This window comes from Streptomyces sp. NA02950, assembly GCF_013364155.1.
Taxonomy (GTDB): domain Bacteria; phylum Actinomycetota; class Actinomycetes; order Streptomycetales; family Streptomycetaceae; genus Streptomyces.
The window spans coordinates 7,531,453-7,557,750 of record NZ_CP054916.1 but is presented as its reverse complement, the minus strand read 5'-3'; the positions used below and the strand labels follow the sequence as shown (position 1 = coordinate 7,557,750).

At 66.8% G+C, this 26,298-nt stretch carries 17 protein-coding genes and 4 pseudogenes; 8 read left to right on the top strand and 13 right to left on the bottom strand.

Going from position 1 to position 26,298, the window contains the following annotated elements:
- Positions 1 to 98: 98 nt before the first annotated feature.
- From HUT19_RS33200 to HUT19_RS33160, 9 genes and pseudogenes are all read right to left on the bottom strand, one after another.
- Positions 99 to 1,475: an IS1380 family transposase gene (locus tag HUT19_RS33200; protein WP_176178549.1), complete on the bottom strand. Its 1,377-nt coding sequence runs from the start codon at positions 1,473 to 1,475 to the stop codon at positions 99 to 101.
- A gap of 270 nt (positions 1,476 to 1,745) precedes the next feature.
- Complete coding sequence (locus HUT19_RS33195) at positions 1,746 to 2,168, bottom strand: integrase core domain-containing protein (RefSeq protein WP_176181664.1); 423 nt, start codon at positions 2,166 to 2,168, stop codon at positions 1,746 to 1,748.
- Between the two features lie 22 nt (positions 2,169 to 2,190).
- A pseudogene (locus tag HUT19_RS43425) lies at positions 2,191 to 2,496 on the bottom strand (DUF4253 domain-containing protein); the annotation flags it as partial.
- Positions 2,497 to 2,748: 252 nt separating this feature from the next.
- Positions 2,749 to 6,918 (bottom strand): trypsin-like serine protease, encoded by a 4,170-nt coding sequence (locus tag HUT19_RS33185; RefSeq protein ID WP_254885651.1) that lies wholly within the window; start codon positions 6,916 to 6,918, stop codon positions 2,749 to 2,751.
- A gap of 69 nt (positions 6,919 to 6,987) precedes the next feature.
- Positions 6,988 to 7,326 (bottom strand): CU044_2847 family protein, encoded by a 339-nt coding sequence (locus HUT19_RS33180; RefSeq protein WP_176181662.1) that lies wholly within the window; start codon positions 7,324 to 7,326, stop codon positions 6,988 to 6,990.
- Between the two features lie 215 nt (positions 7,327 to 7,541).
- Positions 7,542 to 7,688 (bottom strand): annotated as a pseudogene (locus tag HUT19_RS33175) (IS5/IS1182 family transposase); the annotation flags it as partial.
- Between the two features lie 108 nt (positions 7,689 to 7,796).
- The gene (locus HUT19_RS33170) at positions 7,797 to 9,149 is read right to left on the bottom strand and encodes a reverse transcriptase/maturase family protein (protein WP_176183976.1); all 1,353 of its coding nucleotides are present in this window, start codon (positions 9,147 to 9,149) and stop codon (positions 7,797 to 7,799) included.
- A 411-nt stretch (positions 9,150 to 9,560) separates the two neighbouring features.
- Complete coding sequence (locus HUT19_RS33165; protein ID WP_176183975.1) at positions 9,561 to 10,832, bottom strand: IS256 family transposase; 1,272 nt, start codon at positions 10,830 to 10,832, stop codon at positions 9,561 to 9,563.
- Positions 10,833 to 10,889: 57 nt separating this feature from the next.
- On the bottom strand, positions 10,890 to 11,123 hold the full coding sequence (locus tag HUT19_RS33160) for a DUF397 domain-containing protein (protein WP_254885913.1): 234 nt from the start codon (positions 11,121 to 11,123) through the stop codon (positions 10,890 to 10,892).
- A gap of 187 nt (positions 11,124 to 11,310) precedes the next feature.
- Between HUT19_RS33160 and HUT19_RS33155 the strand changes: the two genes are divergently transcribed.
- The 5 genes and pseudogenes from HUT19_RS33155 to HUT19_RS33140 all read left to right on the top strand — a co-directional run bounded on the left by HUT19_RS33155 (position 11,311) and on the right by HUT19_RS33140 (position 18,109).
- A protein-coding gene (locus HUT19_RS33155) for an IS3 family transposase (RefSeq protein WP_176183974.1) occupies positions 11,311 to 12,563 on the top strand; the annotation gives its coding sequence in 2 pieces (ribosomal slippage) (positions 11,311 to 11,593 and positions 11,593 to 12,563; 1,254 coding nt in all).
- A gap of 1 nt (position 12,564) precedes the next feature.
- Positions 12,565 to 12,752 (top strand): annotated as a pseudogene (locus HUT19_RS43420) (hypothetical protein).
- Between the two features lie 387 nt (positions 12,753 to 13,139).
- Complete coding sequence (locus tag HUT19_RS33150; RefSeq protein WP_176183973.1) at positions 13,140 to 15,758, top strand: DEAD/DEAH box helicase; 2,619 nt, start codon at positions 13,140 to 13,142, stop codon at positions 15,756 to 15,758.
- Between the two features lie 280 nt (positions 15,759 to 16,038).
- The gene (locus tag HUT19_RS33145; protein WP_176183972.1) at positions 16,039 to 16,878 is read left to right on the top strand and encodes a hypothetical protein; all 840 of its coding nucleotides are present in this window, start codon (positions 16,039 to 16,041) and stop codon (positions 16,876 to 16,878) included.
- A gap of 133 nt (positions 16,879 to 17,011) precedes the next feature.
- Positions 17,012 to 18,109 carry an integrase core domain-containing protein gene (locus HUT19_RS33140; protein ID WP_176183971.1) on the top strand — a complete coding sequence of 366 codons (1,098 nt, stop codon included), beginning with the start codon at positions 17,012 to 17,014 and terminating at the stop codon, positions 18,107 to 18,109.
- Between the two features lie 25 nt (positions 18,110 to 18,134).
- On the opposite strand, the pseudogene HUT19_RS33135 reads toward HUT19_RS33140, so the two are convergent.
- The 4 genes and pseudogenes from HUT19_RS33135 to HUT19_RS33120 form a co-directional block, all read right to left on the bottom strand.
- Positions 18,135 to 18,494, bottom strand: a pseudogene (locus HUT19_RS33135) (helix-turn-helix domain-containing protein); the annotation flags it as partial.
- Positions 18,495 to 18,608: 114 nt separating this feature from the next.
- A protein-coding gene (locus tag HUT19_RS33130) for an IS5 family transposase (RefSeq protein ID WP_176187592.1) occupies positions 18,609 to 19,414 on the bottom strand; the annotation gives its coding sequence in 2 pieces (ribosomal slippage) (positions 18,609 to 19,066 and positions 19,066 to 19,414; 807 coding nt in all).
- A gap of 529 nt (positions 19,415 to 19,943) precedes the next feature.
- Positions 19,944 to 20,123, bottom strand: coding sequence for a hypothetical protein (locus tag HUT19_RS33125; RefSeq protein WP_176183970.1), 180 nt, complete (start codon positions 20,121 to 20,123; stop codon positions 19,944 to 19,946).
- A 36-nt stretch (positions 20,124 to 20,159) separates the two neighbouring features.
- Entirely contained in the window at positions 20,160 to 21,059 is a 900-nt protein-coding gene (locus HUT19_RS33120) for a hypothetical protein (RefSeq protein WP_176183969.1), read from the bottom strand.
- A gap of 464 nt (positions 21,060 to 21,523) precedes the next feature.
- Between HUT19_RS33120 and HUT19_RS33115 the strand changes: the two genes are divergently transcribed.
- The 3 genes from HUT19_RS33115 (at position 21,524) to HUT19_RS33105 (ending at position 25,858) form a co-directional block, all read left to right on the top strand.
- Positions 21,524 to 21,766 carry a hypothetical protein gene (locus HUT19_RS33115; RefSeq protein ID WP_176183968.1) on the top strand — a complete coding sequence of 81 codons (243 nt, stop codon included), beginning with the start codon at positions 21,524 to 21,526 and terminating at the stop codon, positions 21,764 to 21,766.
- Between the two features lie 172 nt (positions 21,767 to 21,938).
- Positions 21,939 to 23,927, top strand: a complete 1,989-nt coding sequence (locus HUT19_RS33110) for an ATP-dependent endonuclease (protein WP_176183967.1) — start codon at positions 21,939 to 21,941, stop codon at positions 23,925 to 23,927.
- The gene (locus HUT19_RS33105) at positions 23,924 to 25,858 is read left to right on the top strand and encodes a UvrD-helicase domain-containing protein (RefSeq protein ID WP_303332262.1); all 1,935 of its coding nucleotides are present in this window, start codon (positions 23,924 to 23,926) and stop codon (positions 25,856 to 25,858) included. The genes HUT19_RS33110 and HUT19_RS33105 overlap by 4 nt, the downstream gene beginning before the upstream one ends.
- Positions 25,859 to 26,298 lie beyond the last annotated feature (440 nt).

The window sequence follows — 26,298 nt, the reverse complement described above, 5'->3', positions numbered from 1 at the left end:
CTGGGCAGGCTGACGGCCCGGTTGTCGCGTCGGGTGGGCGCCGGGTTCCACGGCTCCGGTCGGGGGTGGTGCTGCTCGCAGGGACGGGAACGTGCCGGTCAGCCGGGGTTCGGGAGGACGCGGAGCCGGTCCAGGGCATCGCTGATCACGTCGGCCCAGGGCCAGTGCCTGGCCAGGCGGAGGTAGCGGCGGCGGCCGGTGGTGATGAGCTGCGCGGCGGCGGAGAACAGCCGAAGCCGAAGGCGGCGGGGCTCCCACAGGCGGGCCTTGCCGGTGAGAGCGAGCAGGGGCATCCAGGCCAGCAGGTCCAGGGCGATCTGGACGATCTCCAGCCAGATCTGGTTCTGTGCGGCGCCGTGGTGGGGAAGGTTGCGCAGGCCGGTGGCGCGGGCGGCGCGGATGCGGTCCTCAGCACGGGCACGCTGGCGGTGGCGCAGTTCAAGGGCGGCGATCGCCTCGCCCGCTGTGTTGGTGGCAAAGCAGGTCAACCGCATGCCGTCGGCGTCGGTGAAGCGCAACTGGGCACCGGGGTGCGGCCGTTCCTTCCGCACGATCAGCCGCAGCCCGTTGGGCCAGCCGGTCAGGCAGTCGCCGCCGAGTTCGGCAACCCAGGCGCCGTCGCGGATGTCGCCGTCGGGTTCGACGGCCGGTGTCCAGGCCGAGGCCGGGACCTTCAGGACGGCCTGGTGGATGGCGTCGGTGATGGTCATGCCGACCGAGTACGACAGCCACCTTCCGCGCCGGGCGAGCCAGGCGACGAACTCGTGGGTGCCTCCGCCGGAGTCGGTACGGATCAGCGTCTGCCGGCCGCGCCGGAGCCGTTTCGGCAACTGGGCCAGGGCCAGTCTGGTGGCCTCGATGTGGTCGGCGGCGGTGTTGGAGCCCGCGTTGCCGGGCCGCAGCAGGCCCACGACCGGCTCGCCGGACCCGCTGCGGCCGTGGTCGACGAATCCCATCAGCGGGTGGTGGCCGAACGTCTTCTTCCAGGTCGCGGCTGCGTCCTGCTTCTCGGAGTGGGCCAGGACGAGGACGCCGTCGATGTCCACGATCACCTGCCCGCCCGTGTCCGGCGCTGCTTCACCGGCCAACCGCCATACGCGTTCGCGTACTTCAGCACGGGCGGTGCGCAGTGCTGCCAGGACCCGCTGTCCGCCCGACGCCAGCGTGTTGATCAGCCGGGAGACCGTGGGGTCGGAGGCTACCGGCCCGAACACGGCCGGCTCAGCCCGCAGCAAGCCCACGTCGGCCAGGCAGTCCCCGCCGAGTGCCACCGCGAGCGCGACATCCAGCAGGATCTTGCCCGGATCGTGCACCGCCCGGGCCTTCCGCCACGGCTCAAGCGCCGCCGATATCGCCGTGTCGAGACCGGACTTGCGGATCGTCTCGACCAGCAGCACGGCCCCGGCCTGCGAGACGACCCCACGACCGCCGCCCTCGACGCGGACACGCGGGTAGGACCCGATACGCTTCTTCACCTGGAAAGTGCCTCCGGCGGTGGCGGGAACAAGGACCTCAGCAATCCTCATTCTCGCTGGTCAGAGGCACTTTCTGCTTTCTTGATCACCAGTCGGACAGCCCGCCTCGTGAAAGCGCGAGGCTAAGCTCACCCGGCTGGACCGTGCGCTGCTGGCTGCCCTCCTCCATGCTCTCCCGCCGGGCACGCCAGCTACCGCTCATCGTCTCGCCGGACACGGTCCTGCGCTGGCACCGCGACCCTGTGCCGCTCGAAAAGTCATCGCTGTATGTCATGCCGCGTATCTGTACTCGTTGATGAGGCCGCCGAGGATCCGGGTGCGCAGGACTTTGCCGGTGCTGAGGCTGTGCATCGCAGCGGGTTGTTCGTGGGCGTCGGGTGGTAGCTGGTTGCGGGCCTGGTGAGGTCGGTGTTCGTTGTAGTGCTGCTCGTAGGCCGCGAGGACGTGGCGGGCGTGGGCCTCGTTCATGATGAGGATGTGGTCGAGGGCTTCGTGTCGGATGCTGCCGATGATGCGTTCGCAGTGCGCGTTCATGCGGGGAGCCTGTGGCGCACTGTTGAGGATCTCCATTTCCTCGGCCTGGAAGACGGCGTCGAAGGCTTCGCCGTACTTGCCATCGCGGCCGCGTAACAAGAAGTGCAGGGAGTCGATGCGTATGCCCAAATCGGCGGTGAGATTCCGCGCCTGCTGCACCTGAAGGGTGTCAATATTCCGATCAGGCTGCTGAGCTGGTCCTTTCCTGTGGATTGAGCCGCTCAGCGTACGCGGCCAGTGTGTACGGCCGTCTGCCTTGCCAGATGTTGTCAGGGCAGAAGGCGAAGTGCTCAGCAGCGACCAGGAGGGCGTCCTCTTCAGCTGTGGGTGGGGCTGCAACGCTGAGGTGCAGGGGGGAGAAGCCGACCGCGACGACACGGGCACCGAACCGGTTCTCCCAGTCGCCGACGATCGCGGAGAACTTCGCCGTGTCGTTGTCGTAGTTGGCGGGACCGGACCATCCTGCCGCTGTGAGGGCTTCTGCGCCGGATGCGGCCGGCTGCGATGACTCCTCCGCAGCCATCGCCTCCTGCGGCGGCCGACCGGTGCACCGGCCTGGGAGATCTCGGCGAGCACCTCGGCGACCGTCTCCCAGGTCACCCGCAACCGCGACCACGCCTCCCGCTCCACCTCCAGCCTCCCCGTCAGCTCCGCGATCCGGGACTCCTACGAACCGAGCCGCACCCATCAACGTTCGCCACGACTGCTGCACGGCGAGCAGGACCCCCATCTCCCCCTCTCACGGAGCACAGGTGTATTCCGGCCGACCCGAGAGGTACGTCGCTCGCTCTTGTGCGGTGAAGTTTCGGTGGACGGCCCTACAGATTCTCCTGATGGCATCGGTCTGGCCGGGTAGAGCGACCTCCCACAGTCTTGCCCTGCGATCGATCCCGCCGGTGGCCAGGCCATGGCCACCGGGGCTGAACGCCACAGAGGTCACGTAGCCGACATGGCCTGTGAGAGTGGTGCGGGTGCCTCCGGCGGCGACATCCCACAGTTTCGCCGTGCCGTCGTTGCTCGCGGTGGCGAGGGTGTGGCCGTCGGGGCTGAACGCCACGGAGGTCACGCCGTCGCTGTGGCCGGTGAGTGTGGTGCGCAGGCGGCCGGTGCCGGTGTCCCACAGCTTCGCCGTACGGTCGATGCCGCCGGTGGCGAGGGTATGGCCGTCGGGGCTGAACGCCACGGAGGTCACGCCGTCGCTGTGGCCGGTGAGTGTGGTGCGCAGGCGGCCGGTGCCGGTGTCCCACAGCTTCGCCGTACGGTCTTCGCTTGCGGTGGCGAGGGTATGGCCGTCCGGGCTGAACGCCACCGACCACAGGCCGTCGCTGTGGCCGGTGAGTGTGGTGCGCAGGCGGCCGGTGCCGGTGTCCCACAGCTTCGCCGTACGGTCGATGCCGCCGGTGGCGAGGGTATGGCCGTCCGGGCTGAACGCCACCGACCACAGGCCGTCGCTGTGGCCGGTGAGTGTGGTGCGCAGGCGGCCGGTGCCGATGTCCCACAGCTTCGCCGTGCCGTCGTCGTTCGCGGTGGCGAGGGTATGGCCGTCCGGGCTGAACGCCACCGACAAGACGTACTTCACGTGGTCCGTGAGGACGGTGCGCAGGCGGCCGGTGGCGGTGTCCCACAGCCGAGCCGTGCCGTCCCAGCCGCCGGTGGCAACGGTGCGGCCGTCCGGACTGAACGCCACCGACATGACGGAGCCCGTGTGACCGGTGAGTGTGGTGCGTGTGTGACCTACTGCGATGTCCGAGAGGCGTGCTGTTCGGTCTTCGCTTGCGGTGGCGAGGGTGTGGCCGTCGGGGCTGAACACCACGGAGCTCACGCCGTCGCTGTGGCCCGTGACAGTGTTGCGAAGGACACCGGTCAGGGTGGTGTCGCCGGTTGCGGTGGAAAGGGCCCACAAGCGGACCCAATGGTCCTTGTCGCCGGTGGCGAGGGTGTGGCCGTCGGGGCTGAACACCACCGACGTCACGCCGTTGCTGTGGCTGGCCGGAGTGGTGCGCAGGTGGCCGGTGGCGGTGTTCCACAGTTTCGCCGAGCCGTCTTCGCTCCCGGTGGCGAGGGTGCGGCCGTCGGGGCTGTATGCCACCGAGGTCACACCGTCGTGGTGGCCCGTGAGTGTGGTGCGCAGGTGGCCGGTGGCGGCGTTCCACAGTTTCGCCGAGCCGTCTTCGCTCCCGGTGGCGAGGGTGCGGCCGTCGGGGCTGTATGCCACCGAGGTCACACCGTCGTGGTGGCCCGTGAGTGTGGTGCGCAGGTGGCCGGTGGCGGCGTTCCACAGTTTCGCCGAGCCGTCTTCGCTCCCGGTGGCGAGGGTGCGGCCGTCGGGGCTGTATGCCACCGAGGTCACACCGTCGTGGTGGCCCGTGAGTGTGGTGCGCAGGTGGCCGGTGGCGGCGTTCCACAGTTTCGCCGAGCCGTCTTCGCTCCCGGTGGCGAGGGTGCGGCCGTCGGGGTCGTATGCCACCGAGGTCACACCGTCGTGGTGGCCCGTGAGTGTGGTGCGCAGGTGGCCGGTGGCGGCGTTCCACAGTTTCGCCGAGCCGTCTTCGCTCCCGGTGGCGAGGGTGCGGCCGTCGGGGCTGTATGCCACCGAGGTCACACCGTCGTGGTGGCCCGTGAGGCGGTGCCGGAGGGGGAGGCTGGCTGCAGAGTAGAGGGCAAGGGCGGCGGCTGCCGTGGGGTGAGTCCGATATGCCTGTACGGCGAGCAGGGAGGCCAGATCGGGATCGGTGTCGGTGAGGCCCTGGGACTGAGCGGCGAGTTGTCGGGACAGGGCGATCTGCTGAGCAGCGACAGCGGTCTGACGTTGCCACAAGGCCAGACCCGTGGCGATCAGGGCCAGGACAAGGGCCCCGATCAGAATGAGGTTGATGCGCTTGGTACGACGCAGCGCCGCCTTCTGGTTGTGGTGGCTTGCTTCGAGGAAGTCCGCGACGGGGCCGGGCAGTCCGCGCTGGTGGGACCAGTCCAGGCCGTCGGCCAGGGCGGTGCCGTGCAGGAGGTCCTCAGGGTCGTGGCGTCGGGCCCAGCGGGCGCGTTGTTCCTCGGCTCGGTGCAGCCATGTGTGGAATTGCTGGTCTTCGGCCACCCAGTCACGCAACTCGCCCCAGTCCTGGGTCAAGGTGTCGTGGGCGAGTTCGGCCACCACGCCCACAGGTGGGGGCCCTGGGTCGCGGGCGTGGGTGGTGATGATCCTGTGCCGGGTGAGTGCAGCCAGGACCGCGTCCGTCGTCTGGTCGGCGGGCTCGGAGGCAGGCGGTCTTGGCGAGGTCCGGGAGGAGCCGGAGGCGAGGTCGCGCAACACGTCGAGTGGGACCTGCTGGCGGATGGCGGGGATGCGTCGGACGGGGTCTGCGGGCCGTACCAGGGCGGTGAGGAGACGACGTGCGGTGGTCCGTTGGGCGGTGGGCAACCGGTCGAGGGCGGTGTTGCACCAGGTGGTGAGAGTTCCGTTGATCTGTCCGATGTGCTCGTAGGCGGTGTGTGTGAGGCAGCCGTCGTCACGGCGCTCCCACAGCTGGCGCAGCGTCAGTTGCAGGGGGACGAGTGCGGTGACGGGTGCTGCCCGGGCGGGAGTGCCACGGAGGTCGGCGGCCAGGACGTCGGCGATGATCCGTTCGGTGAGTCCGGATTCGAGACGCAGGCCGGCCGCCCGGGCGGGGTGGGTGATGATGGCGTGCAGGTCCTGCTGACTCAGGGTGGCAGGCACGTTGACCAGGCCCGGCGAGGCGGCTTCCAGCAGTTGCGGGGCTTCGGCGGCCATACGAGGGTAGAAGTCGTCCCGCATGATGATGATCACCACGGCCGGTACAGGTGACCGGATCAGCTCGGTGATCTGCTCGGTCGCAGTCACGGACGCCTCCCCGCCGGATGGGGCCGTCTGGGCGGGAGGCAAGGGTGACGGGACGGCGGCCGGGCCGCTCAGGATCTCCTCGAACTGGTCGATGACCAGGACCAGACGATCACACAGGGTGTCTCCGTTGACCCGCTGCCGAGCAGCGGCGGTGATCCCGTCGGCCGCGGCACCGGGTAACCCATGGCGTTCCAGCGCAGTGGGCAGGTGTTCTCCGGGGCGGACGACGACGGGACGCCACCGGTCGCTCCCAGGCAACCGCCCACCGGCCAGAGCGGGGAGGACACCGGCTTGGACGAGGGAGGACTTACCCGATCCGGAGGGGCCCAGCAGCAGAAGTGCCCGCCGCTGCCCGGCCAACGCCGTGAGAACCGTGTCGACAGCGATGTCGCGGCCGTGGAACCACGCCGCTTGCTCGCTCGTGAACGGTTCCAGGCCGCGGTAGGGGGACACGGCATGCTCAACGGCCCCGGGCCGGATCCGGCGCAGGGCTTGGGTGGGCGTTGCGTAGGCGATGCCCTGGCCGCGAAGGTGCTCGTCGGCTGCGGTGATGGCGGTGACCATGCCGATCACCAGGCCGGTGACGTCGTCGACGACCGGACCCCCACTGAATCCCCGGGTCAGGTCATTGGCCCCGGTCAGCTGCAGCAGGCCGTCCGTGCCGTCGTCGGGCAGTAGGTCACCGGCCACCGCATAGCCGAAATGGCCCCCGGGGGGTGCCTGGCCGGGAAAGCCGAACGAGCGCACCGCGTGTCCCCGGCAACCGGCAGCGGAACCGAGTTCCAGCACCTGCGCTGCGCCCGGGGTCTCCCTCAGCCGGACGACTGCGACGTCCTCGGCTTCCGGGTCGCGCCAGGATTCGGCCGGGACATCGCCTTCAACCCACGGTGCCCCTTGCGCATGAGGGAAGACGATCCGTACCCGGTCGCCCGGACCGTATCCGCCGGCCCTCAGCACGTGAGCGCAGGTGACCACCGCATCGTCACCGATCAGGAAACCGGCCCCGACCGTTTCACCCCGGCGGGACTGGATTCGGGCCACCCCCGACTTCATGCCTGACCTCCGTCCGCCCTGTGACCCGCATCCGTACTCACTGCCGCGGTATCCCGCTCGCCGCGGATCTCAGTGGGCGTTGTCGCCGGACGCGCTGCGCCAGGCTACGGTCACCTTCAGGTGGCAACCCACCTCACTCTTGGCGATCACAGCACCTGCCTGCGCCGCCAGATCCACCCCGAACTCGATCTCGACCTCGTCCGGACCCGCCTGCCGCAGCTGTTCCAGAGCCGTTCGCGCCAGGTCCGTCACCGGACGGAGCTTCTCCCGCACGGTCAGCGGCAGATCCTGGATCACCTCGCCGACCCGGCCCGCCTTCACAGGCCCGTCCGACACCTCAGGCGTCTCGGGAGTCTCGACCAGAATCGAGCCCCCGTCCTCCAACAGAAGTCGCGCGAGAACACGCACAGTTCCCCCTCCTCTCGCAGCCCCGCCCTTCACGGGATTGCGCAGATGGATCAACAAGCTAACCAACCAGCAGAGGCAGCGTCGGGCATTCGCAAAATTCGTCCTGCCCTCGACGCAGGCCGAAGACCTTCAGCCGTCGGACCCCACACCGGGGCGCACCCTGCCTCTGTGAGTTCTCAGAGGGCATTTGATCTAGGCGTATTGCCCTGTATGCCCTAGTAGGTTCCTCGCCAGGTTGGCGTGGTCTCGTCCGTTATGCGCCTGGCGAGGTTGTCGACCGATGCGATGTGGATCATGGCTTCGGAGCTGGCGGTAAGGGTCTCGTAGTCGCGGGCGAGGCGGCGGTGCATCATGATCCAACCGGTTGGGTCGGCCGCGCGGCGAGGTGCTCGCCGTGGGCGAGTCCTGTTCCGCGCGGCCTCCCGCCGAACCGGACATGACGGTTTCCCGGTCATCCGGCTCTCCAGTGACTACGGCGTGAGTGGTCTGGCTGGCCGTTCTGAGTGGATGCGGTCGTGGCAAACGTCGCAGGCCACGACGGTTTTGCGTCGTCGGTGAAGCATGACGCGCGCCCAATCGGAAGGCTGCCATCCGGCATGTGCGAGGTCGGCGAGAGCCCGGACGTGGTGCACTTGCACGTTGCCCTTACTGCCGCAGATCTCGCAGGTGTCCGCCAGGAGTCTCGCGATGAATTGCTTCTGCGGATAGTCCACCCGGACCGGCTCACGATCGGCGAGTTCGGCCGTTCGCTGCCGTTGGAGAGGAATTCCGTAGCCGAGAAATCTTGCCGCCCGGGTGCGGGCGTGAGTGATCAATGTCTTTTCCTGGGAAAGTTCCAGCTTGAGTTCATCACGCAGGAACTGGGCCAGGCGTTGCTTGATCCGCTCGGCCTCGGCTTTCGGTCCGGTGGAACCGAGGAGGTGATCATCTGCGTAGCGTATGTAGCGCAGCCTGCGGTAAGTCGGATCGTTGGGATCCGCGCTCGGCAGGCCGACCATCCGCTGACGCAGCGTACGGGCCTGGACCCGGTCGCCGCGTCGGCGGGCTTTCGCCAGCAGATTCTGCAACTCCAGATAGGCCGGGTTGCGGACCCGGCGCTTTCCTCGGGTGTACTCCGGAATCAGAACTGTCTCGACGAACTCGTCCAGTTTGTGCAGGTAGATGTTGGACAGGATCGGGGAGGCCACTCCGCCTTGCGGTGCTCCGGAGAGCGTGGCGCCCCATCTCCAGTCCTCCAGGTATCCGGCTGTCAGCATGTTGCGCACCAGCCGTAGAAACCGCTGGTCATGGATCTCCTCGCCGAGGATCGACAGCAGGACCTCATGGTCCAGGCTGCCGAAGCAGTCGGCGATGTCCCCTTCGATGAACCAGGACGTCCCGGTCCAGGTGTGGTCCACCTCCCGCAATGCGGTGTGGCAGCCCCGGCGGGGACGGAACCCATGAGAGCGGTCGGAGAACGTCGGCTCGTAATACGCCTCAAGTAACAGGCGGACCACTTCACCGACGAGCTTGTCCGACCAGGTCGGCAGCCCCAGCGGACGCGTCTTCCCATTCTTCTTCGGGATATGAACACGTCGGACCGGACGGAAGCGGTAACGCTCGTGGCGCATCGCCTCAATGATGCGGCCGATCTTCCGCTGCGACATGCCGTCCACAGTTTCCGACGTGACCCCGGGCGTCATCGCGCCATGGTTGGCATAGATGCGACCGTAGGCCAGCAGATACAACTGCGGGTTGAACAGCTGCCGATACAGCTCATCACACGGCAGGCCACGCCTGCCGCGTTCACGCAGGACACCCAGCACCGTTTTGGCATTCTGCATTCCGCATACCTCCCGGCTTCGAGTGTCCGAATCACCTGGCCCCCTTCGCCCGATGTGGACGGCTTTCCCGTCCTCCCTGGCCGGTCGTGACTCCGGCGACTACTACGGGGCCTCCGTCGCCATAGGATTCTCACCCCGTAGGCGATCCCACGTTCGTCTCTGTCTGTACGTTCTAGCGCGACACAGGCGTCCCACTCATCTCCTTGAATGCCCTCGCTGGACATCGCCCCGCGCTCCGGAAGTTGCTCCGGCCACAGCATCGAAGCCAGAGCAGAGCACGGCACCGGTTTCAGCTGTCCTTCCGGCGGATGGGGACTTGCATCATCTGGAGGTGAAGTAGGCCGCCGACGAGGTGCCTCTGGATGAGGTCCTTTTGGACGTGTCAGTGTCTTTGTGTAAGTCCTTTGGGGGCTACGTAGTGTTGAGCCGGTCCTCGAAGAACAGTGAGAACTGGTTCAGCGCCTTCTTCCAGTGTGCCGCGACGTGGTTGATATCGCTGGCCTTGGGGGTGATCAGCTCGCGCACTGCGAGGTAGAGCACCTTCAGTGCGGCCTGCTCGGAGGGGAAATGGCCGCGGTTGCGGGTGGTCTTCCGCAGCCGGGCGTTGATCGACTCGATCAGGTTCGTCGAGTAGACGACCTTCCTTATCTCCGGTGGGAACGCCAGGTAGGGGGTGAACTCGCTCCAGGCGGCCTGCCAAATCCGCACGACTGCCGGATAGCGTTGGCCCAGTTCCGAGGCGGTGAACTCCTCCAGCGCCTGTTCGGCGGCCTGTTCGGTCGGCGCCGTGTAGATCGCTTTGAGCGCGGGGACGAGCTTGGGGTGGTCACGGCTGGAGGAGAGTCGCAGCGAGGCTCGGATCAGATGGATCACGCACGTTTGCACCGTGGTTCTGGGCCAGGTCGCGGTGACCGCCTCCGGGAGGCCTTTCAGGCCGTCGCAGGCGACGATGCACACGTCCTCCACGCCGCGGTTGCGCAGTTCGGTGAGCACGGTCATCCATGTCGTAGCGCCTTCGCCTCCGTCGCCGACCCATAGGCCCAGGACGTCTTTGCGGCCGTCCATGTCGACGCCGACGGCGAGGTAGACCGGCTTGGAGACCACTGATCCGGAGCGGATCTTGATCCATAGGGCGTCGATGTAGATGATCGGCCAGATCGCGTCCAGCGGCCGGTTCTGCCAGGTGGCCAGTTCGTCGGCGACAGCATCGGTGACCTTGCTGATCAGGTCCGGTGAAACCTCCACGTCGTACATGGCGGCCAAGTGGGAGCGGATGTCGCGCACGCTCATGCCGCGGGCGTACAGCGACAGGATCTGCTCGTTGAACCCGGCCAGCCGCCTGGCGTGCTTGGGTACCAGCCTCGGCGTGAAGGAGCCGTTGCGGTCTCGCGGAACGGCCACCGTGACCGCACCCGCATCGGTCAGCACGGTCTTCGGCGAGGTCCCATTGCGGCTGTTGCCCGACCCCCGGCCGGCCGGATCGTGTTTCTCATAGCCGAGGTGCTCGCTCATTTCGGCATCCAGAGCCCGCTCCAGAACCGCACGGGTGACCTCGGTCAAAAGCCCGCCCTCGCCCAGCAGGGCAGCTCCTGATGCGTCGGCGCGGTCCATCAGCCGCTCGACGACCTCGTTCACCAGCTTGTCCTCGACCGATGCGGCGGTCGGGGTGTCGTTGTCCGTCATGTTCTGTCCGTCCCGGCTGGCCAAGGCCCGAGGCCGGGCCTCGGCCAGCCTGTCACATCACGGACTTACACGATCTTTCAGACACGCTCGGATGGCAAAGGCGATGAACGCCGCCCATCCTTGTGGCGACACGGTGAGGTTTGGTCCGCCGATGTCCTTTGAGTCCCGTACACGGATGCCGTTGGCTCGGGCTGCGATCTCAACGCACTGCCCGCCGTTACTGCCGCTGTAGCTGCTCTTGACCCAGATGAGGTCGTCACAGGCGTGCATCGTGGCCTGCTCGATGGTCATAGGTTCCCCGCCAGTTCTTCGATGAGCTTCACTGAGTCCTCCGCATTGAGAGCTTGGCCCCGGATGATTCCATACCGTCCTTCGAGCGATCGGACCTTGCCCGGAGCTGCGATCCAGTCGCTCCCCGCTTGTCCTTCTGAACCGCCCCGTGTCAGGTAGGGACTCGATTCCGTGAAAGGATTGAGTCATGGCACGACCCTCCCGTTACCCGCTTGAGCTGCGCCGTCGCGCGGTGCGCATGGTCGCCGAAGTGCGCGACGACTACCCGAACGAGACGGCCGCCTTGCAGGCGGTCGCGGACAAGCTCGGTATCGGTTCCCGCGAGACTCTGCGGAACTGGATGAAGCAGCAAGAGATCGACGCGGGGCAGCGTCCGGGGACGACGACGGAGGAGTCCGCCCAGCTCAAGGCGCTGAAGAAGGAGAACGCTGAGCTGAAGCGGGCGAACGAGATTCTGAAGGCCGCGGCGAGTTTCTTCGCGGCCGAGCTCGACCGGCCACACACGCGCTCGTAGCGTTCATCGACGAGTACCGGGACCGCTTCGGCGGGGTCGAGCCGATCTGCAGGACGCTCACCGCACACGACTGCAAGATCGCCCCTTCCACGTACTACGCCCACAAGAAACGCCTCCAAACGCCCTCCGCCCGTTCCGTGCGCGACGAGGCACTCAAGGAGCGGATCCAGGACGTCTATACGTCCAACTACCGTGTCTACGGGGCCCGGAAGATCTGGCGCGAGCTGAACCGGCAGGGACATGCGGTGGCCCGCTGTACTGTCGAGCGCCTGATGCGCGAGCTCGGTATCCAGGGCGCGGTGCGCGGCAAGCGCGTCATCACCACGATCCCCGGCGGACAGGTCCAGCGGGTCCCCGATCTGGTGGACCGCGACTTCGTCGCTGCCGCTCCGAACCGGTGCTGGGTGGCGGACTTCACCCATGTGAAGACGTGGTCCGCGACCGTCTATGTCGCGTTCGTCGTGGACACCTTCTCCCGCCGGATCGTCGGCTGGTCCGCGGCCACCGTGAAGGAGACCGTCTTCGTCCTGGACGCCCTGGAGATGGCCATCTGGCAACGCGATCGCGACCAACAGTACGTTCAGCCAGGAGAGTTGATCCATCACTCGGATGCCGGGTCGCAATACACATCGTTCAAGCTCGCCGAGCACCTGGACGCCGCCGGCATCGCGGCGAGCATCGGATCCGTCGGTGATGCGTACGACAACGCCCTGATGGAGTCCACGATCGGCCTGTTCAAGACCGAGTTGATCAAGCCCCAGCGGCCATGGAAGACGCTCTCCCAGGTCGAGTTGGCCACCGCCGAGTGGGTCGACTGGTACAACCACCGAAGACTCCACGGTGAGATAGGCCACGTCCCGCCCGTCGAATACGAAGCCAACTACTACACCGAACTCACGAAACCCCAGGTCACAACCACAATCTGAGATCTCTACCGAACCCGGGGCGGTTCAGTCTCCGACTGGCGGGCGGCGGGTGACGATCCGGGGCGAGATCGCTGGACTCGCCCGGAACGAGCGTGATCTCCGGGAGTTCTGCGCCGGGCCGGGGCCGAGGACATCCGGCTCGACGACCCCGAGCTGATCGAGTGGCGCGGCGGCGGCCCCGGGGTTTAGGCGACTCCGTGAATTAACACCGTGTCCTACATGGTGTAAGCGACGCTCAACCCCGTTTAGCGTCCACATAGGCTCTGCACCGGTCACCCCTGTTCGAGAGCACCTTCTCGGCTGGCGTCCTGACTCGACCGTTCATCGAAGCTATCCCCCCTCTGGATAGCCCGCGACGGTCCGGCGATGACGCCGGGCCGGACCGGGTCACGCTGGACCCGGAAGGACTGCATGCCGGCAGGCTGCCCCGTGCCCTTTCTCCACATCCCGCTCGGAAGTCCCACGTGTGTAAGGCCGTTTGCCAACTGGCTGTCTGCGGAGTAATAGGCTGAAGATTGTGTTGATCTAGGGAATGAGGCTGAGTCGGCAGTGGCTCGGCTCGGGACGGAGCCGCACGTGGCGTTCACACGCAAGTCCACCGATTCCAGCCTGCCCGATGATCCGTTGCATCTGTACCGGATGCTCGCGGTGACCAACCGCGGACCCGCGGCTGTATGGGGGCATCAGCAGGACGTGCTGCGTTCCTGGCACCAGGGCAAATCCGGGTCATCGGACGTGGCCATCGAGCTTCCCACCGGCGCTGGCAAGACCCTCGTCGGTGGCCTGATTGCAGAGTTCCGTCGGCGCACCTCCCATGACCGGACCGTCTACCTGTGTCCGACTCGGCAACTGGCCCAGCAGACCGCTACCGCGTTCGACGAGTACGGCATCCCGAACGCCTTGCTCATCGATCGCGTCACATCATGGAACCCCGCTGATCGTGCGCGGTACGAAGCAGCCGAAGCAGTCGCGGTCAGCGTCTACAGCCACGTTTTCAACTCCAACCCAGCGCTTGGGAACGCCGACCTGCTGGTACTGGATGACGCACACGCCGCCGAGGGATACGTGGCCAAGCCGTGGCGTCTCACGATCAGTCGTAAGGATGAGAGCGCCTACCTGGATCTGCTGTCCGCGCTCGAACCGACGCTCGATCCCCTCGTCGTCCCACGGCTGAAGAGAAGAGATGCCGACAGCACGTACTGGTCATACGTGTTTCTCGCCTCGCCTGTGGGAGTCGCCAACCGAGCAGCACAGCTCGAAGAGGTGATTGGCTCGGCTGTCAACGGCGGCAAGTTGGGAGGGAGGCGAGCGGAAGAGGCACGCCATGTCTGGAAGTGCCTCCAGGGGCATGTGGACCGCTGCTTGATCTACGTCGCGCATCGACAGATCGTGATCCGCCCCTTCATCCCGCCGGCCGCGCAGCATGCGCCCTTCAGTGATCCCGCACGCCGCATCTACATGAGCGCCACCTTGGGTGCCGGCGGCGAGCTTGAACGCGCGTTCGGTCGCAAGAAGATCGAGCGTATTCCGGTCCCCGACGGCTGGGAGAAGCAGGGAACCGGCCGCCGCTTCTTCATCTTCCCGGAGTTGGCTACAGACCTGGCTGCGGCCCCCGATCGCCTTCCCTCCGTCGTCTCCAGCGCAATCACCGAAGCAGGGCGCGCCATCGTCCTGACCCCCGACACACGCACCTACAGCTCGTTCGTCGACTCCATGGTCCCCGAGGGATGTCCCGTCCTTGAAACCGATGACGTCGAGGACGACCTGACCGCGTTCACGTCCCGCCCGAGCGCGGCACTCGTCTTGACCAACCGGTACGACGGGATCGACCTCCCCGACGAGGACTGCCGCCTGGTTATCCTCGATGGTCTCCCCGCACGTGGTGACCTGCAGGAGCGGTTCCTCCACGAATCTCTCGGCGCGGTAGAGGTACTCCAAGAGCGCATTCGGGCCCGGATTCTGCAGGGGTCCGGTCGTGCCACCCGCAACACGCGCGACTACGCCGCCGTGATGATCCTCGGGCAGTCACTGACCTCCTACCTGTCCGGACGCGACGTCCAGGCCGCCATGCATCCCGAAGTGCACGCAGAACTCGAGTTCGGCTGGGAGAACAGCCAGCGCTACGACTCCGACAACATGATCGAGAACCTTCGCATCTTTCTCCGGCACGACGACGAATGGGCTGAGGTCGACGGAGACATCGTCCGAGAACGCGAGAAGTACGCCCGCGCCATGGCTCCCAGCACACGGGAACTGCAGCGGTCCGTCCCACATGAAGTTGACGCCTGGCACGCAATCTGGAACAACCAGTGGGACTGGGCCCTGACCTCGATCCGCAGCGTTCTCGATCAGCTCCAGGGGGAGCGAACGCCTCGCCGCTACGCCGCCTTCTGGAGCTACCTCGGCTTCAGCATCACGCAGCGCCTTGCCCAGCAGACTGGTGAAGAGTCCTACCTCGCCGCCGGCGCGGACTACTTCCGCAGCGCCCAGCGGATGAGCACGGGAACGTCCTGGCTGTCCCATCTCGCTTCACCCAGCGACAAGGCCATCGCCCCAGCCGCTCCGCAGCTCGACGAGCTGGACGAAGCGGCCCTGCGCAGCATTGGGATACAGCAGCTCGCGAAGGGGACAGCATTCGACGAGGCCGTCGCCACCACCCGCGCAGGGCTCATGGGCACGGAATACCGGGCCTACGAAGCGGCACTTGTCACCCTCGGTCAGCTCGCTGGTGCTTCAGACAGCTACGGAAACGACGACGACGAGGACCCAGCGGCCCCCGACACCGTGTGGATCTTCAACGACGCGCGATGGGTCACTTGGGAAGCAAAGAGCGAAGCTCAGCCAAAGGGTTCGATCGGCCCCAATGATGTACGCCAAGCCGGGTCGCATCTTCGCACCACCGAGACCAAGCAGAGCATCTCCGCGCCGAGTGACTCGGTCGCTCTGCTCATGTCACCCAAGCCGGCCATAATGCCGGAAGCTCGTGCCCTGGCCGAGGAGCGCCTCTACCTCGTGCACCCACAGCGGGTCCTGGATGTTTTCGATCGACTGGTGCGTGCCTGGCGAACAGCACGTGGCCGCGTCATCTCCTCACTGACACTAGTCGAGCTGGCCGAGATCTTCCGGACCGAGAAGGCCCTTCCGTCGCAATGGCTCCCACTGCTGCGAAGCACGCCGATCAGGCAGCAGGAATAACGGAACCACCGAACCCCTTCAATCTTCGGTCCAGAAGGGCGTCCCGCTGGTGCGCGGCCGCAGCGTGGGGAGCGGCCGCAACCTGCGTCGGAAGAGCTCACTGAGCCACCGGCCGGATCACGGCCAAAGACCATCGGCAGTCGTCCTTCATGGTCCGCGGGAATGGCGCCCCGGCACCGCCACTTCCGCAGAACCGTCGGCGGAAGCCGTGGTTTCCGTCAACCTGCGATGCGGTGTCAGACTCAGCGCGCTGGGGCTGGGACTTGGTAGGTTCGGGCGTATGACGCTGCGTTCGGTGGATCTGCGCAAAGAGCCTGTGGAAGCCGTAGTGGACCGTGTGGAGCGGTCGCTGGGGGTGCGCCTGGATCACGGGACTGTGGTGCGTAAGCGCCGGTCTGTGGGGGCACGTACGGACCGCGGTACGTGGGTGCGCATCGAGCGGCGCGAGCTCGACCGGATCGGGGTCCAGGGCGGGGACGGCACTGCATCCGCGGAGGCCCTGCGCGGGATCGCTAAGCCGGCCTGGCTCGCCGGTGTCGCGTGGCGGGACGAGGTGGAGCCGGTGATGTGGCTGGCGGACGAGACCGGACTGCTGCCGGGTGCAGCAGTGGGCAGCGCCGTGGTGGCGGAGGACCCGAAAGTGACTGAGGAGTGGTGGGCTTCGCTGAATGCCTCACTAGATGCCCTCGCCGCGCAGCACACGAACCGCATCGCGACACCGGATACCGAGACCCTCACGCAGGAACTGGTCACGGGAACGATCCACAGCGTCTTCCCTGGCATCGATACGGCAGTGGTCGATTGGCGTCCGGCCCATGCGGATCTCAACTGGGCGAATGTGACGGCGCCGGTGTTCTGCGTGTTCGACTGGGAGGACTGGGGCATGGCCCCGTGCGGCCTGGATGCGGCCAATCTGTGGGGGGCCTCCCTCGCCGTCCCGGCTCTGGCCGACCGCGTCCGCAGCGAGCGGCGCAATGATCTGGCGAGCCGGGACGGCAAGCTGATGACGCTGTTCGTCGCCGCGAAAATCCTCGGCCCCTACGCTGATCCCGAGGACCCCCGCCTGGTCCCCGCGCGGAAAACGGCAGAGCAGCTGCTGCAGGAGCTTCAGGCGAGCTGACGGTGCGCTTGCCGAAAATGTCATCCGCCCTGGTGGGAGGTGGTGTGCGCGGTGTACGGGAGGTCGACCGGCGGAGTCGCCCGAGCGGGGTGCTATCGCGAGGCTGGCGCTCGCGGCGGCAAGGTGATCGACTGTGCTGCTGCGACTGGCTTACTGGGGCGTGACGAATGCGTTCGCCATGCTGCGCCTGCTACCGATGGGCGATCGAGACAAGGCTGTCGAAATACTCGCCTTGCGCCATCAGATCGTGGTGCTGGAGCGCCAACTCGGCCAGGGTCGGGTGCGGTTCACGCCGAGCGACCGGGCCTTTCTGGCGGCGCTGCTGCACCGGCTTCCCGTGGACGTGCTCCGCGGGGTGCGGCTGCTGGTGCGTCCGGACACGGTGCTGCGCTGGCATCGCGACCTTCTCGCCCGCCGCCATGCTGCCGCCTCGCGGCCCAGGCGCTCGGGACGGCCTCGGACCGTGCACTCTGTGCGGGCCCTGGTGCTGCGCCTGGCGCGGGAGAATCCTGGCTGGGGGTATCGGCGCCTGCACGGTGAACTGCTCGTCCTGGGCGTTAAGGTGGCCGCTTCCACCGTCTGGGAGATCTTGCAGGAGGCCGGCGTCGATCCGGCACCAGAGCGGTCCTCCAGCACGTGGGCGGACTTTCTGCGCTCCCAGGCCGATGCCCTGCTGGCCTGTGACTTCTTCGAAACGGTCACCCTGTCCGGGGCTCGGATGTACGTGCTGGCCGTCATCGAGCATGCCAGCCGACGGATCCGGGTGCTGGGTGCCACCGCGCACCCGACCTCAGCGTGGGTGGCACAAGCCGCGAAGAACCTCGCCATGGACCTTGAGGACGTAGGATGCCGAGCGCGTTACATAATCAGGGACCGGGACGGGAAGTTCCCCGCCCTGTTCGATGCCGTCCTGGCGGATGCGGGGATCGAGGTCGTGCTCAGCGGCGTTCGGATGCCGAGAATGAACTCGATCATGGAACGGTGGGTGCAGACCTGCCGACGGGAACTCCTGGACCGCATCTTGATCTGGAACCACCGGCACCTGCTCCACGCCCTACGAGAGTTCGAGCAGTTCTACAACGCACACCGACCACACCAGGGCATCGCCAACGCCCGCCCACTGCACCCATTACCTGCGCCGATCGACGACCCGGAGACGTTAGCCCGCCTCGACATACGACGACGTGATCGCCTCGGCGGCCTCCTCCACGAATACCAGCATGCCGCATGACCTGCACGGATGAAGTTATCGGCAAGCACAGGGCCAGTTCACCCGGCTCATGGCCCGTCCGCGACACCGGGTCCGCCGCCCGATAGACCGGCCGCAGTTCACGGACCCGTCGTTTGACGACTTCGTACGAATGCTGCCAGCCGATCCGCTCAGCGATCACCGTCGCCGGCATCTCCGGGAACCGCTGCAGAAGATCTCTGATCTGCGGTTCGACCGCGTCCACGATCGCCCCCTTCAGCTCCCGCTGGTACTTCGGCGGTGTGTTGCCCGCCAGGGCCCGGCGGACCGTGTTCCGTGAGATCCCCAGATGCCTCGCGATCGCCCTGATCGGCATCTGCTCAGAGCGGTGCAGCCGACGGATCTCCGCCCAGTCCTCCACGTCGATCGCCCATCCTCCCGGCCTGACTCAACGAGCCAGACCCCCGAAAGGGGTCAACTTTGGGAGACCGACAGTGGTCCACTTTTGAGGTTTCGCCGACAGGCCGCTTACTAAGAGGAGCTAACACAAACGGCAGACGCGCCGGTAGGTGATCACGCAGCAGGCCAGCTTGAGGAGCGCTTCGTGGATATCGTCACGGATCTCGTACCGGATGCGCAGGCGGCGGAAGCCGTGGATCCAGGCGTTCGTCCGCTCTACCACCCACCGCACAACGCCCAGCCCCGAACCGTGCGCCACGCCCCGGCGAGCGATGACGGGCTTGATCCCGCGTCTCCACAGCAGACGACGGTACTTGTCGTAGTCGTAGCCCCGGTCGGCGTACACCTGTTTGGGGCGGTGGCGGGGGCGTCCTGTCCGGCCGCGGATGCGGGGAATGGCGTCCAGCAGCGGCAGCAGCTGGGTGACGTCGTGCCGGTTGCCGCCAGTGGCCGTCACCGCCAACGGGGTGCCGTGCGCATCGGTGATCACGTGGTGCTTCGAGCCGGGTCGGGCACGGTCGACCGGGCTCGGGCCGGTTTTGGGCCGCCGCGCACCGCCCGCCGGTGCGAGCCGTCGACTACGGCCCGGCTCCAGTCCAACTGCCCAGCCTGGTGCAGCTCGGTCAGCAGCAGTTGGTGCAACCGGTCCCACACCCCGGCAGCGTTCCAGTCCCGCAGGCGCCGCCAGCACGTCATCCCGGATCCGAAGCCGAGTTCCTGCGGCAGCCATTCCCACTGGATGCCGGTGTGCAGCACGAACAGGATGCCCTGCAGACACCTGCGGTCATCCAGAGCCGGCCGGCCGCGACGGTCGGGCCGTTGCCGCCGCACCGGCAACAGCGGCTCCACCCGAGCCCACAGCTCGTCCGTCACGATCCACGGCGGCACCTTGCCCACGCGTACTCAACAGCGGCAGACCGATGCCAGACACGGCCCACCAACACCATCAGCCGTTTGTGTTAGCTCCTCTAAACGATCGCTGCCGACGACGGTTTGATCGCCTACCGGCGCGCGTTGGTCGCCGGCATTCCGCTCGACGGCACATGGCGCCCCACGGCCGGAAGCGGAGCAGGAGCATGTGGCTGCACGCCAGAACGGAGATCTGTCGTGGAGAGCAGTCACGGGTCGTTACTACGGTGCTCGGTTGTGCGCGGTGGAGGGCGGCGTCTGGTCTGGGGTGAGGTCGTCGCGCGGGCGGACGTAGCGGTCTCAGGCACGCCCTGACGACCGTCGCGGGCCCGGGCAACGGAGAGCAGGGTAGCAGTGACGGACGCGCCGTCCGTGTCGAAGCTCTCACGGCACACGGCTGAGTGACGTCCAGCCACATACCAGCCCCGCCATCGCCAATACGCGGAGCGAGGATGGTGCTGGTTGGGGGTGCCCGCCCATTTGTGGGCACCCCCAACCAGCCTTTCACCTACTCGGTCGGCGTGCTGCCCGGCTCACAGCAGCCAGGATCAGCGTCAGAGGCCGGCCGGCCATCTCCTGCGTTGTCACGAGCATCGCTCTGTCGACGCCGCCCCTCGATGATCTGGAGCGCCAGCGAACCGACACCCGCGATGGCAGAGATGGCGTTGACAATGTCGTCGAGATTCAACCTCGGTCCTCAGGGTCGAGCAGGACCGTCCCGCCGCTACGCGGTCAGGCGCCCTCCACACCCTCCGGCTCGATGCAGCCGGCGGCGGCCCTGCACGGTGACTGAACGAGGGATCGCAGGACCTGGTGCTCGCGGCGCACGCGGTTCCGCACGCAATAGCTGCCCCGGCGGACGACATAGCCGAGGCAGCACATCCCGCTTCGCGGTACACGACGCCTGAATCTCCGCTTCAGCTTCAAGACAGGCCGTGAGTATGTCCAGCAGCGTGTTCCATGCCGCTGGTTCGACACCGAGCAAGGCGAGGATGCGCAGGCTGTCGAGCACGCGCGCCGCCTCGGTGAGGAAGCCTTCGCTGCGGCCGGCCCGGCTGACCAGGTCTCTGGGGGTCATCGAGCGGAGGTCGTCGAGGGGGATTTCGTCCAGTGCGGCCACGACCCACAGCGGGATGCGGGCAGACTTCAACGCGCGCGCGATGCGGTGGTGGTTCTCCCCCCAAGCCTTCTGCCGGGCGCGGAGTTCGCTCATGACATCCGCGAGCCGCCAGAGTTGGACCATCCACTCCATGGGCATGCCGAGCGCCAGAGCCCGAACCGTGATCGCCTCGTCGGTTTTGCCTTCTTCCGTCAGTCTGTCTTCGGCCACAACCAGATGGTCAGCGTGATCGCGGCACATCTCGGCGAACCTAGCGTCTTGCACGCACCTCGCCATGGACCGCAGCAACCGTGCCTGCTCCTGAGGAGCCCTGTGGACTACCGGGTGCTTACTAAAGCTGTCGTAGCCGTCCCTGAAGTGGCCGTGCATGACGGTGCATCTCGCCCGCCAGACGTTGACGGCTACGCCTTCTGGCACGGCGGCCATCAGCCGCATGGCCTCGGTCACCGAAAAGGACAGCGCGAGACCTGCTCTCAGCGCGAGATTGCCCCCGATCAGCCCCACGCTGACACTCTATCGGCTGACGCGGCACACGCCTTGCTTCCCACCGGAGGCCGGATTGCCCTCAGCAGGAAGACCCACCACGTCTACGCGTCCTCGTCCGATTCACTGCCGGGCGGAAGCTGGGACAGCTCGCCGGACACCTCGATGAGTCCATAACGCCGCCGGCTTCGTTCGCCCGCACCGGGAACACGCTGCCCGTCGGAGTCGGTCCCGAGCGCGCCCCGGCGTGACAGCCGCGATCGCGGCCTTCTGGGATCCGAGTTGGCCCGACGGGCCGCGGAGAAGGGGCCAAGACCGTGCCCCGTTCTCTTCGCCTCCCCCGCACCGGTTCGGGGTCACGCACTCATCGTGGACACACAACGCGACTTGAGCAGACACCGTCAAGAGTTATCCACAGCATCGCGGGCGGTTGTACACGAAGCCGTACCGTGCTGCACAGATGCTCACGAGCACGGGGGCGTGCAATGCGTTATGGCGTGGTGGTGGAGGAACTGGCCTCCGACGTGATGGGCGAATTGCCGGCGGACGCGCGGCGCGAGGTCCTGGAGCTCGTCGAGCTCGTGCGTGCCACTCCAAGGGAGTGGCCGGATGTACGGGACCCAGGCAGTGTCGAGGAGATCCGTGAAGCGTTCGGGGCGCACTGCTGGATCCAGTACATGCCGCACGACGGGGCCATCGAGGTACGCGAGATCGGTTGGGCCGGGTAGCTGCCTATGGCGCTCACGTGGCTGGCGTGGCTCACTCTGGCCGCGTTACGGGTGTTGCCGCGGGCAAGGCCCGCGACGACTTTGATCGTACGAGCCCGGAGATCACATGATTTCGATACCCTCTTCGGCGCGGTATCGCCGCCCATGACATCGTTGTATCGGAAAGTGACGAATGTTCATCGAGAAGCTCGTGCTGGAGAACTTCAAGTGCTTCGGGCCGGGGCGCACTTCCCTTCGGCTGCACTCAGGCATGACCGCCTTTATCGGCGCCAATGGCTCGGGCAAGACCGCGGCGTGCGAGGCGCTGCTGCGGTTGTTCGGGATATCCGGGCAGGAGCGGTCCGTACGCGTGGACGACTTCCACGTGCCCGCTGGCGAGACCGACGTTCCCGCCAGCCGTGAGTTGACGATCGAAGCGGTACTCGCCTTCCCCGAACTCGACGACCCCGGAGAGGACGACGAGGTCGGGGATGCAGATGATGACGCCGCGGAGGGCGATGAACACCAGGAGCGGGCGGAAGTGCTCCGAGCGGTACCGGAGTTCTTCCGTCGCATGGCCGCCACGGAGGATGGCGAGCTGAAGGTGCGGTTGGCACTCCTGGCGGAATGGGTCGACGACGGCACGGTGGAGGGTGCCATCACCGAGACACGTGTGATCGTCAACACCCTCGCCGAGGAGTACAGCGAGGACGACTACGTGCCGTTGACGGCTCGGGAGCGCAGCCGCATCCAGATGATCTACATTCCGGCCTCACGCGACGGCGTGCGCCAGGTGACGGCCTTCCTCCGCAGTCGGCTCTGGCGGGCAGCGCAGTGGTCATCTGATTTGCGCGACCTCGTCACTGACCACGCGGCGGAAGTCGCCGATCAGTTCGCCGACGAGCCCGTTGTCCGGGCGGTCGAGGGCGCGCTGAGCGCGCGGTGGCAGGAGCTGCACGACGCGGGTCTGCACTCGGAACCCAAACTACGTCTCCTCGACGGCGACTTCACCCAGCTGATCCGCAACTCCGAGCTTGTCTTCGAGCCCGATCACCACAGCCGCCCCAGGCCGGCACGCATGCTGAGCGACGGGCAACGGTCGCTGTTGCACCTCGCTCTGGTGGCAGCGGCCCTCGACGTCGAAGCTGCGGTCTACGGCGGCCAGCACAGCGACGACTTCACGCTGGAGGCCGCGCATCTGCCGAACCTGACCCTGATCGCGGTCGAGGAACCGGAGAACAGCCTTGCGCCGTTCTTCCTGTCCCGGATCGTCGGTCAATTGCAGGCGCTGAGCGGCTCCACGGCGACGCAGGCGGTCCTCTCCAGCCACTCCGCCAGCGTCATGCCCCGTATCCGCCCGGAGGACGTTCGGTACTTCCGTACGGAGCCGGTCACAGCGACCGCATCGGTCCGAGAGATCACTCTCCCCGACGACACCACCGAGGCGGGGAAGTATGTGCGTGAGGCGGTGCGAGCCCACCCGGAACTGTACTTTGCCAAGTTCGTGGTGCTCGGCGAAGGTGATACTGAGCAGCTCGTCATCCCCCGGGTCGCCCGGGCCCACGGTGTACACCTGGACCCGTCGTTCGTAGCGATGGTGCCGCTCGACGGCCGGCACACCAACCACATGTGGAAGCTGCTCAACGACCTGGACGTCCCCCATGCCACCCTGCTGGATCTCGACTACGGCAAGGCCGGTTCCGGCCCGGCCCGGCTCCGAGACGCGTGCAACCGTCTCATGGACAACGGGCTGGACCCGTTGGAAGGGCTGAACGGCTACGACGAGGTCGAAGAGATCCACGACGGCCTCCTCCTCAAGCACATCCGTCCGATCCTGCAGCATCTGCGCACCTTCGCCGTCTTCTACTCCGAGCCGCTCGACCTTGACTACGCCATGTTGTGCGCGTTCGAGAACGCCTACACCCACCTCGAAGGCAACCAACACGGGCCGGACTCCAGTGACCCCACCACCACGGTCCTGGGAGCGAAGGGAACCAGGCCGCGCTACTGGGAGAACAAGACCGAGTGGCTGGGCTGGTACCGCTACCTGTTCCTGTCACGGTCGAAACCAAGCACTCACATGAGCGCGCTCGGCCGCCTCAGCGACAAAGAGATCAGACTGAATGTCCCGGAGGTCCTCACCGCCCTCGTGGAGCACATCCGGAAGGCGATCTCGCTGTGAGCACCCCCGGCCCTCTCATCCCAACGCCCCCGGCGGCACCACGCCGGACTGCGCTAATCCCGGCGGACGGTTGGCGCCCGGCGGGCATCGAGGACTTGGAGCCATCTGCGTGGGAGGCTCTGCGGGACGTCGGCAACGTGGCAGTAGTGGCCGGGCCTGGCGCGGGCAAAACGGAGTTCCTCGCTCAGCGCGCCGCGTACCTCTTGCAGACCGGGCTCTGCCCGTGGCCACAGCACATTCTGGCGATCTCCTTCAAGCGGGACGCTGCTGCCAACCTCGGCCGCCGTGTCGCTGCCCGTGTCCCGGAACACGCCGGTCGATTCGCGTCGATGACCTTCGATGCGTTCACCAAGGGACTGGTGGATCGGTTCGCGCCGGCTCTACCGCCAGACTGGCGCATGGTTGATGGGTACGACATCAGCACGGCCTCCAACGCGGAGGTGGGAGCGTTCCTCAACGGCATCGCTCACGCTGCCCCCGAGTCACTGCGGTGGGAGGTCGCCCGATTCCAGACGAACCGCTTCGTCCCCGGTGTCGTCGGCAATTACGACCTGCCAGAGATCGTGCCCGCCGATGACGAAATCGACGCCATCTCGTACGCCGTGCGCGAGTGGTGGCACGCCCGCTACCTACGGTCGGGAAAGGCCCAACTCGACTTCGTCATGCTGAACCGGCTCGCGGAGCTGCTGGTCCGCGCGGTGGCGGGACTCAGACGCGCCCTGCGCATGACCTACCCCGTGGTGTTCGTCGACGAATTCCAGGACACGACCAGCGCGCAGTTTTCCTTCCTCACGTCCGTGTTCGGGGAGGAGACCGCCGTGACCGCGGTCGGCGACAGCAAGCAGCGGATCATGGGCTGGGCCGGCGCCCTGCCCAACGCTGTCCAACGCTTCACCGACGCATTTGACGCCACCACTTACTCGCTGGCCTGGAATTTCCGTTCCAGCGACGCGCTAGTCGCGCTGCAGCACGTCATCGCTCGTCGGCTGGGCCCCACCGCCGTACGGGCCACCTCGAAGGCAACCGCCGAAGACGGACACGATCCAGCCGTACTGTGGACGTTCTCCACCGCCCAGGCAGAGGCACAGCTCATTGCCGACTGGATTGCCCGCGACATCGCCAGATCGAACCGCACCCCGGCGGACTTCGCGTTCATCGCACGGCAGAAAATCAAGGACTTCGAGCCGCTGTTCCGGGCGCACCTTGCCCAGCACGGGATCAGAGTCCGCAACGACGACGCACGGGTCGGCAAAATGGCCCTCCAAGACCTGCTGAAGAGCGAGACCACCCACCTGCTCATCGGGCTGCTCCGGCTGGCGCACGAGCCCCATGGCCTGCCCACCATCTGGCAGGACGTATCGACGACTCTGGAGCGTGTGCACGGCGCGACCGACGACGAAGTCGACCAGCACCGAGTCGGCGAGAACCTTACCGGGATGACTCTCCGGCTACGGGCCTGGCTCGAATCCCACCCTCCGTCGACTGTGTCCGCCGCCGACACCGTCCAGCAGGTACTCGCTCTCGTCGACGGCACCGCCCTCCGTCGCTACGTCAAGGCGACGACGCCCGGCGAGGACTTCGACCTCATCAGGGGCGCGTTCGAGGCACGCCTTGAGACCTCAATTGCCCCGGCTGCTGACTGGGGGGAGGTACTCAATGAGTTCGAGTGCACCGAAGCCGTCGTCCTGCTCACGGCTCACCGCAGCAAGGGCCTTGAATACCACACGGTATTCTTCCTGGGCATTCACGACAGACAGTGGTGGGCTCTCGGCAGGGACCTCCCCGAAGGAACTGCAACTTTCTTCGTAGGTCTGTCCAGAGCTGCTCATCGGTTGATCCTCACCACAGACCGAACCAACCGTGCCGGTCCCATCGCCAGCCTCTTCACGATGCTCACCGAGGCAGGCGTGCCCGAGATCGACTGCGGGTAACCGCGGCTTCCGGGCCCTTCACCGCCGCCCGAGACTACGAAGGGCCCGGATGTCAGGGGCTCCCGGGCCCCGAGGCCGTTGTACAGCAAGGCAACGATCACGCGGACATGCTCCCAGCCGCCTGGCCACACCTCGCCCGTCTGCGGCGATGACTTTTCGAGCGGCACAGGATGGCACACGGCAGGGACGGCCTGCACCCCGGCCGCATCGCACACAGGGACTGCGGAAGCGAGTACACGTCAGCTGAATTCCGCGCGGAAGTATGCGTGTTGGGGCGTCGCCAGAGTACCGGGGAGGACTGGCTCCTGTTTTGACGACACCGCGGCAGAGAGCTTCTGGGCCGTGCTCAAAGAGGAGACCCGCACCCGGATCTGGCCCAACCGGGCCTCCGCCCGCGCCGACGTGTTCGCATTCATCGAGACCTTCTACAACCGGCGGCC

What these genes read in the sequence shown, in the direction of transcription:
- HUT19_RS33170 (WP_176183976.1), bottom strand. Translation starts at nt 9,149, where the DNA reads ATGCAGAATGCCAAAACGGTGCTGGGTGTCCTGCGTGAACGCGGCAGG.
- HUT19_RS33115 (WP_176183968.1), top strand. Translation starts at nt 21,524, where the DNA reads ATGCGTTATGGCGTGGTGGTGGAGGAACTGGCCTCCGACGTGATGGGC.
- HUT19_RS33110 (WP_176183967.1), top strand. Translation starts at nt 21,939, where the DNA reads ATGTTCATCGAGAAGCTCGTGCTGGAGAACTTCAAGTGCTTCGGGCCG.
- HUT19_RS33165 (WP_176183975.1), bottom strand. Translation starts at nt 10,832, where the DNA reads ATGACGGACAACGACACCCCGACCGCCGCATCGGTCGAGGACAAGCTG.
- HUT19_RS33185 (WP_254885651.1), bottom strand. Translation starts at nt 6,918, where the DNA reads ATGAAGTCGGGGGTGGCCCGAATCCAGTCCCGCCGGGGTGAAACGGTC.
- HUT19_RS33160 (WP_254885913.1), bottom strand. Translation starts at nt 11,123, where the DNA reads ATGACCATCGAGCAGGCCACGATGCACGCCTGTGACGACCTCATCTGG.
- HUT19_RS33145 (WP_176183972.1), top strand. Translation starts at nt 16,039, where the DNA reads ATGACGCTGCGTTCGGTGGATCTGCGCAAAGAGCCTGTGGAAGCCGTA.